8 protein-coding genes are annotated in these 7,001 nt (G+C 72.6%); 6 read left to right on the top strand and 2 right to left on the bottom strand.

Translation table 11 applies throughout. The annotated features are described in order from the left end of the window. Nucleotides 1–401, bottom strand: a 401-nt coding sequence (locus FS825_RS17725; protein ID WP_186377321.1) for a fatty acid desaturase family protein, incomplete at its 3' end; no start/stop codon positions are given. 730 nt (nucleotides 402–1,131) lie between these two features. Next, nucleotides 1,132–1,890: a DeoR/GlpR family DNA-binding transcription regulator gene (locus FS825_RS17720; RefSeq protein WP_144715625.1), complete on the bottom strand. Its 759-nt coding sequence runs from the start codon at nucleotides 1,888–1,890 to the stop codon at nucleotides 1,132–1,134. 47 nt (nucleotides 1,891–1,937) lie between these two features. Here FS825_RS17720 and FS825_RS17715 point away from each other — a divergent pair, with 47 nt between their 5' ends. The 6 genes from FS825_RS17715 (at nucleotide 1,938) to FS825_RS17690 (ending at nucleotide 6,986) form a co-directional block, all read left to right on the top strand. Continuing rightward, entirely contained in the window at nucleotides 1,938–3,206 is a 1,269-nt protein-coding gene (locus tag FS825_RS17715) for an MFS transporter (protein WP_186377320.1), read from the top strand. Between the two features lie 17 nt (nucleotides 3,207–3,223). After that, nucleotides 3,224–3,412, top strand: coding sequence for a LacI family DNA-binding transcriptional regulator (locus FS825_RS17710; RefSeq protein ID WP_395886547.1), 189 nt, complete (start codon nucleotides 3,224–3,226; stop codon nucleotides 3,410–3,412). A 46-nt stretch (nucleotides 3,413–3,458) separates the two neighbouring features. Continuing rightward, nucleotides 3,459–3,986, top strand: a complete 528-nt coding sequence (locus FS825_RS17705; protein ID WP_144715620.1) for a hypothetical protein — start codon at nucleotides 3,459–3,461, stop codon at nucleotides 3,984–3,986. A 146-nt stretch (nucleotides 3,987–4,132) separates the two neighbouring features. Beyond that, nucleotides 4,133–5,332, top strand: coding sequence for a ScyD/ScyE family protein (locus tag FS825_RS17700; protein WP_144715618.1), 1,200 nt, complete (start codon nucleotides 4,133–4,135; stop codon nucleotides 5,330–5,332). A gap of 116 nt (nucleotides 5,333–5,448) precedes the next feature. Continuing rightward, the gene (locus FS825_RS17695; protein WP_144715616.1) at nucleotides 5,449–6,429 is read left to right on the top strand and encodes an aldo/keto reductase; all 981 of its coding nucleotides are present in this window, start codon (nucleotides 5,449–5,451) and stop codon (nucleotides 6,427–6,429) included. Further along, nucleotides 6,423–6,986 carry a hypothetical protein gene (locus FS825_RS17690; RefSeq protein ID WP_144715614.1) on the top strand — a complete coding sequence of 188 codons (564 nt, stop codon included), beginning with the start codon at nucleotides 6,423–6,425 and terminating at the stop codon, nucleotides 6,984–6,986. The genes FS825_RS17695 and FS825_RS17690 overlap by 7 nt, the downstream gene beginning before the upstream one ends. Nucleotides 6,987–7,001 lie beyond the last annotated feature (15 nt).

The following is a 7,001-nucleotide window of genomic DNA, read 5'->3' as shown; positions in this document are numbered from 1 at the left end:
CCGTGGTGGCGCGTGTGCTTGTTCATCCACCACGAGTAGCTCAAGCCCACGAGGAACGTGCCGACGTACCGGCCGGCATGGTCGTTCCACCGCTGCGAGGCGAAGACCTGGCGGTGCGCGGCCTCGTGCGAGAGGAACGCGAACTGCGTGAACAGGACGCCGAGCGCGCCGGCCACGATGAGCTGGAACCAGGAGTCGCCGAGGAACGCGAACGCCACCCAGGCGAGGCCGAGCGTGCCGGCGAGGGAGCCGAAGAGGGCCCAGTAGAAGCCGGTCCGGCGACGCAGGAGACCGTTCTCCTTGACCTGGGCGAGGAGGGCCGAGTAGGTCGAGGTGCCGTTGCGGCTACCCGTCCCGGGTCGGGTGCGGGTGTACCCCGGCGTGAGCGGAGTGGTGGTCATCAGGACCGACCTTTTTCGTTATGAGCGATCCTTCGACCGGTCTGGAGAGTTCACGCAGCGCGCTAACGATAAGACTAAGGCGTCCACGATGGGGTTCAGCCGTGAAGATCAGTTCGGACAGTTTGCTGACGTACCGCCTGCCGCATGGCCCTGCCCGCTTCGTCGGGTTTGCCTGCCCGCGTGGCTTACGATTTCGGGACGTTTAGGCAGCGATCGTGCGCCGGTGACCGTCGCCGTTTCTCGCGGAAGCAAACTCCGCGATGCTCCCTTCTGTCAACGCCGGCCGCCTCTGCTCGCCCAGCGATCTCCTCGTCAGTTCTACTGACGGGCGGCCAAATGACGGTCCACAACCGTTCCTCGCACGAAGGCTCCCGTCAATCGCGCGCCATCACCTTCGGCTGTCGCACATGAGTGGTCCGGAACCCGTCGCACCGAAGGAGCCACATACGGACGCGGCCTCGCCCCCGAACGTCTCGGACGGCCGACCGCGCCGAACGGCGTCACCAGCGCGTTCTCATCGGACAGCGGAGCACCACCGGACCGGCCCACTCCCATCCTTGTCCCGACGACCCAGCCGCCCAGACCGTCGACCACGTCGGCCACCGGCTCACACCACTTCGCCGTCACGAAACCGGCTAGCTCCGACGACTCCTCGGAACCCGAGCTGATCGCAGACCCTCACCGCCGCCGAGTCTCCCGAGCACCGCCTCACGAACCGCCGCCAGGCCCGTCACGCCCGCACCACCACCAGCTCGATCCCCTGCCCCGCACAGAACTCGCGCACCGCATCGCTCACGGCGTCGTCGGTGACCAGCACGCTCACCTCCGTCAACGGGCACACCAGGGCCATCGCAGACCGACCGAACTTGTCCGACTCCGCGACCAGGACCGTCCGGGCAGCCGCACGGTGGGCCGCCCGCTTCGCCGCGGCGTCGCGCAGCGAGTACGCCATGACGCCGGCACTCGGGTCCACACCGCAGCAGGACATCACCGCGGTGTCGAGCCGCAACCCGGTGAAGGTCTGCTCGAGGAGCGGGCCGACGAACGTCCCCTCCTCCGGATCGACCTCGCCGCCGGGGACCACGATCGACGCGCGGCCGGTCACGGCGACGAGGGACTGCACGGACATCGGCACGGCGGTGACCCGTCGTCCAGCGAGGGCCCGGGCGACCGCGGCCCCGGTGGTCCCGCTGTCGACCGACACCGCCTCTCCGTCGTCGATGAGGGACGCCACGGCCTCCCCCAGCCGGAGCTTGCGGTCGGACTCGTCCGCGGTCCGCAGGTCGAAGGGGACGCCCTCGCCGCGGAGGGACGACGGCACCGCCCCGCCCCGGACACGGCGGAGCGCACCGACGTCGGCGAGCTGCTCGAGGTCGCGGCGGACGGTCACCTCGGACGTGCCGAGCTCCCGCGCGAGGTCGGCGACCTCGACCCGCCCGCTCTCGCGGAGTCGATCGAGCACGAGTCGCTGCCGCTGTTGTCCGTCCATGCTCGCAGCGTAGCGCACATGACCGAATGATCACGTACAGTGTTCGAATGATCGGTTCGACCACTGTCCCGAAGCGCGCCCGGCGGGCCGTCTTCCTCGCCTTCTTCCTCAACGGCTTCGCGCTCGCACTCTGGGTGGTGAACGTCCCGGCCGTCGCGGCGAGCGCGGACGTCGGCAACGCCGTGCTCGGCACGACCCTGCTGGCGCTCGGCGCCGGGTCGCTCCTCGCCATGCAGGCCAGCGGGTACCTCTCGGCACTGCTCGGCTCCCGAGTCTCGGTGATGACCGGCGCAGTGCTGCTCGCCGTCGGCCTCCTGCTGATCGCCGAGGCGGGCAGCGCGTGGGGACTCTCCGGCGCGCTCTTCGTCTTCGGCATGGGCAACGGGTGCATCGACGTCGCGATGAACGACCAAGCGGTCGTCGTCGAACGCCGGTACGGGCGGCCGATCATGGCGGCCTTCCACGCCCTCTTCTCCGTCGGCGGGGCCGTCGGAGCGGGTCTCGGTGCGCTGGTGCAGAGCGTGGGGATCCGCTTCGAGGCGTCGCTGACCTGGACGGCCGGGCTGGTCGTGGTGCTCGGTGTCGTCGCGGTCCTCGGGCTGCTCGGACGACGGGACGCCCAGGCCGCACCGGAGCGGGACGACACCGAGGCCGAGGCGACTGCAGCGCCGCGGGGACCGATCCTCCGCCGGGCGCTGGTGCTCGGCGTGCTCGCCTTCGCGTTCATGCTCGCGGAGGGCATGGTCAACGACTGGAGCGCACTGCACGCTCGGCAGCACCTCGGCGAGTCGGCGGCCTCGGCGTCGTTGGCGTACTTCTTCTTCGCGGTGACGATGACCGCCGGTCGGCTCGTGGTCGACCGGGTCGCCGCCACGGTCGGGCCGACGCGCGTGGTGCGGTGGGGGTCGGTCGTCGCGGTCGCCGGGCTCGTGGTCGTCGTGACGTCGCCCCTCTACCCGGTGACGATCGTCGGGTGGGTGCTGTTCGGCGCCGGGGTCGCCGGCATCGTCCCGCAGATCTTCACCGCGGCCGGGGCGTTGGCCCCTGGTCGTCGCGGTTCGATCGTGCTGTCACGGGTCGTCTCCGGCGGGTACGTCGGCATGCTGGCCGGGCCGGCCGTCATCGGGTGGCTTTCCGCCGGCGTCGGCATCAACACGGCCCTGGTGCTCCCCCTCGTGCTGCTCGTCGTGGGTGTCGTGGCCGCGCCCGTCGTCGGGGCCACGACGGACGTCGCGCCGGCCCGGCGCACGCCCGGCGCGAGCGAGCCGGCCGGCACGGACGAGCACGAGGCGCCGGAGACGAGGGCCGCGCGGTGAGGCCGACGATCCGGGACGTGGCAGCGGTGGCCGGGGTCTCCCGCCAGACGGTGAGCCGTGTGCTCAACGATCCCGACGCGGTGCGCGCGGAGACCGCGGAGCGGGTCCGCCGTGCCGTCGCCGACCTCGGGTACGAACCGGACCCGTCCGCGCGGATGCTGGGGCGCCGCCCGCGCGGCGGAGCGGTCGCAGCCCGCCGGGACTGACCGGGTTCGCGGCTGCGCGTCAGCCCCCACGCGTACGGTCACAGTCGTGAACGGAGTCGGAGTCCTCGACGAAGCCGGCCGCCTGCGCCTCCTCGGGTCGGGCGCGACCGGTGCCGCCTTCGCGGTGGTGCTCGTCGTCCTCGTGGCGTCCTCGTGGACCACCGCGACACCGGGCCTCCTCGTCTCAGCAGGCATCCCGGCCGCCGTCGTCGGCGCGGCGATCGCGGTGGTCCTGCAGCTCCGCTCGTGGCGCGCCGAGGGCGGCTACGACCGCTCGGTGGTCGTCCGCGAGTGGGTGCTCGAGGGCCGGGTCCCGGCCGAGGTGCCGGCCGAGGTGTGGATCCCGCTCGTGCAGGCGCAGGCGGAACGAGAGGCCGCGGGCTGGGGGAAGATCGTCCTCAGCACGATCTGGATCGCGATGACGTGGTCGATGCGGGACCAGCACGGCGCGCTCATCACGACGATGCTGATCCTGCTCTGGACCGGGCTCGGCCTCTGGAGCGCGCTCTGGGTCATCCCGCGGGCCCGCGCCGCCAAGCGGCTCATGCGCAACGGCGTCGCCACCATCGGCTGAGCCGAGCCGAGCAGGACGACCGAGCACACCTATCCGCAATCCGCGACTTCACGGCGGGGTCACCGGTGACTCTTTGCGGACTCACAGCGCGGTCGTACATTGCTGCCGTCCATCCGGACCTGACCCGAACAGCAAGGAGGCCCGCAATGAAGCGAGCAACCGTCTTCGGAGTCGTGACGGCCGCGGCACTCGCCGCCGCCGTCGTCACGGCCACGCCAGCAACGGCGTCCGCATCCCCCGGTCGTGACCCGGGGCTCCGCCTCGGTCCGACGACGACCCTGTCCTCCGGGCTCGTCTCCCCGCTCAGCCTCGAGGTCGACCGCTCCGGCAACGTCCTCGTCTCGCAGAACTTCGCCGGGACCCTCGAGCGCATCGCACCGAACGGCACGCGCACCACCATCGCCACCGCACCGACCGGGCAGGAGATCGGCGCCGTCTCGTCCCGCCGGGACACCGTCTACTACGCGCAGAACGACCAGCCGAACGGCGTCGGCACGCTGATGGCCCTGCGGACCGGCAGCGCTCCGCGGCAGCTCGCGGACCTCGCCGCGTACGAGGCGAGCCGCAACCCGGACCGCGTCAACCGCTACGGGTTCCGGGGCCTCCCGGCGGCCTGCGCCGCGCAGATCGACCCGACCGGGCCCACGGGTCCGGCGACCTACCGCGGCATCGTCGACTCGCACCCGTACGCGTCGCTCGCGCTCCGGGACGGCGTCTACGTCGCGGACGCCGGGGGCAACGACGTCCTGCGGGTCGGCTACGACGGCCGGGTCTCGACCGTCGCGGTCCTGCCCGCGCAGGCTCCGATCCGGGTGACGGCAGCCGTCGCCACCGAGCTCGGCCTGCCGTCCTGCACGGTCGGCTACGGGTACGCGTTCGAGCCGGTCCCGACCGACGTGGAACAGGGTCCGGACGGCTGGCTGTACGTCTCGACGCTCCCGGGCGGCCCCGAGGACGCCAGCCTCGGCGCCCGCGGCAGCGTGTACCGGGTGAGCCCGTGGAACGGCAGCGTGCAGCGCGTCGCGACGGGCTTCGTCGGTGCGACCGACGTCGCGGTCGACCAACGCACCGGGACGCTCTTCGTCGCCGAGCTCTTCGGTGGCGCGACCGGCGCCGGCCAGGTGTCCGTCGTCGCACCGTGGTCGGGTCGCGTGACCGCGACGTTCCCGCTCACCTCCCCCGGCGCCGTCGAGCTCCGGAACGGGTCGCTGTTCGCGACCGTGGACGCGTTCGTCCCGGACGCGACCGGCGCTCCGCAGCCCATCGGGCGGGTGGTCCGCGCAGCGGTCCTCGACCGGTCCCACCACCACTGGTGGGGCGATGACGGGTACCGAGGGAGGCAGTAGACAGCACCACTGACGGACTGGAGGCGCGGTGCGGGCCCGCACCGCGCCTCCAGTCCGGTGGTCCCACGTCCACCACCCGGACGCGGCCGCACCCCGCCGTGACTACGCTCGCAACCATGCAGAGTCGCACCCTCGGCCGTACCGGCCGCTCCGTGTCCGTCGTCGGCCTCGGCACCTGGCAGTTCGGCGGTGACTGGGGACCCGTGCCGGACGCCGACGCGAACGCCGTCATGGACGCCTCCGTCGAAGCCGGTGTCACCCTCTTCGACACCGCCGACGTGTACGGCGACGGTCGGAGCGAACAGCTCATCGGCGCCTGGCGGCAGGACCACGCCGACGTCCCCCTGACGATCACGACCAAGATGGGTCGCCGTGCGGACCAGGTCCCGTCGAACTACGTCGCGGCGAACTTCCGCGAGTGGGTCGACCGCTCTCGGCGGAACCTCCGGCAGGACACCCTCGACCTCGTCCAGCTGCACTGCCCGCCGACCCCGGTCTACGAGGACGACGCGGTGTACGACGCCCTCGACGCACTCGTCGCCGACGGCTCCGTCGCCGCCTACGGCGTCAGCGTCGAGACCGCCGACCAGGCGCTCACCGCGATCGCCCGTCCCGGCGTCGCGACCGTCCAGATCATCCTCAACGCGTTCCGGCTCAAGCCGCTCGACCGCGTGCTGCCGGCCGCCCGGGAGGCCGGGGTCGGCATCCTCGCGCGCGTCCCGCTGGCATCGGGACTGCTCTCCGGCAAGTACACGACCGACACGTCCTTCGCCGAGGGCGACCACCGCAACTACAACCGCCACGGCGAGGCGTTCGACCGGGGCGAGACGTTCAGCGGCGTCGACTTCGAGGACGGCGTGCGCGCCGCGCAGGCGTTCGCCGCGTCGCTGCCCGACGCCGTCTCGGTGCCGCAGGCGGCCCTGGCGTGGATCATCGCGCAGGACGGCGTCACCGCCGCCATCCCCGGTGCCCGCAACCCGGAGCAGGCCCGGTCCAACGCGGCCGCGGGCGAGCTGCCCGAGGTCCCCGGCCTCGACGAGACCGTCCGCGGCCTCTACGACGAGTGGTTCCGCGCGAGCGTGCACGGCAAGTGGTGAGGTCGTCCGTCGTCGGGCTGGCGCTGGCGGTGCTCACCGTCCTGGCGCTGGTCGCCGGCGGCACCCACCCGGCGGTCGGGGCAGCCCGGTCCGATCCGCCGTGGCCGGCGCCGACGGCCCTCGCCGAGCGGGCCGACGCGGCCGGGCTCCGGAACGTCTGGGGTGAGCGGCTCGCCGAGCACGTCCACACGCACCTGACGATCCTCGACGGCGACGAACCGGTCACGGTGCCGGCGGACGTCGGCCACTCGGACGCCGAGCACTTCGCCGCGCAGCTCCACACGCACGACACCTCGGGCATCCTGCACGTCGAGTCCCCGACCCGCCGGACGTTCACGCTCGGGCAGTTCTTCGACGAGTGGGGCGTCCGCCTCGACGCCTGGCACGTCGGCGGCCTCCGCGGCGAGCTGACCGTGTGGGTCGACGGGCATCGCTCCATCGGCGACCCGCGGTCGATCGCCCTGACGAACCGGCGCGAGATCGTGCTCGAGGTCACCTCGATCGGCGAGGTGCCGCGCCTCCCGGCGCCGTTCGACTGGCCGCCGCAGTACCGCTGACACAAGGGCCCCCGG

Source organism: Curtobacterium pusillum (assembly GCF_007680845.1).
In the GTDB taxonomy this organism is placed as follows: domain Bacteria; phylum Actinomycetota; class Actinomycetes; order Actinomycetales; family Microbacteriaceae; genus Curtobacterium; species Curtobacterium pusillum_B.
Note: the sequence above shows the minus strand (reverse complement) of the source record. Positions and strands in the feature narration are given on the sequence as shown.

Excerpts from the sequence above, each read along its gene's own strand:
- FS825_RS17720 (WP_144715625.1), bottom strand. The coding sequence starts at position 1,890 with ATGGACGGACAACAGCGGCAGCGACTCGTGCTCGATCGACTCCGCGAG.
- FS825_RS17715 (WP_186377320.1), top strand. The coding sequence starts at position 1,938 with ATGATCGGTTCGACCACTGTCCCGAAGCGCGCCCGGCGGGCCGTCTTC.
- FS825_RS17700 (WP_144715618.1), top strand. The coding sequence starts at position 4,133 with ATGAAGCGAGCAACCGTCTTCGGAGTCGTGACGGCCGCGGCACTCGCC.
- FS825_RS17695 (WP_144715616.1), top strand. The coding sequence starts at position 5,449 with ATGCAGAGTCGCACCCTCGGCCGTACCGGCCGCTCCGTGTCCGTCGTC.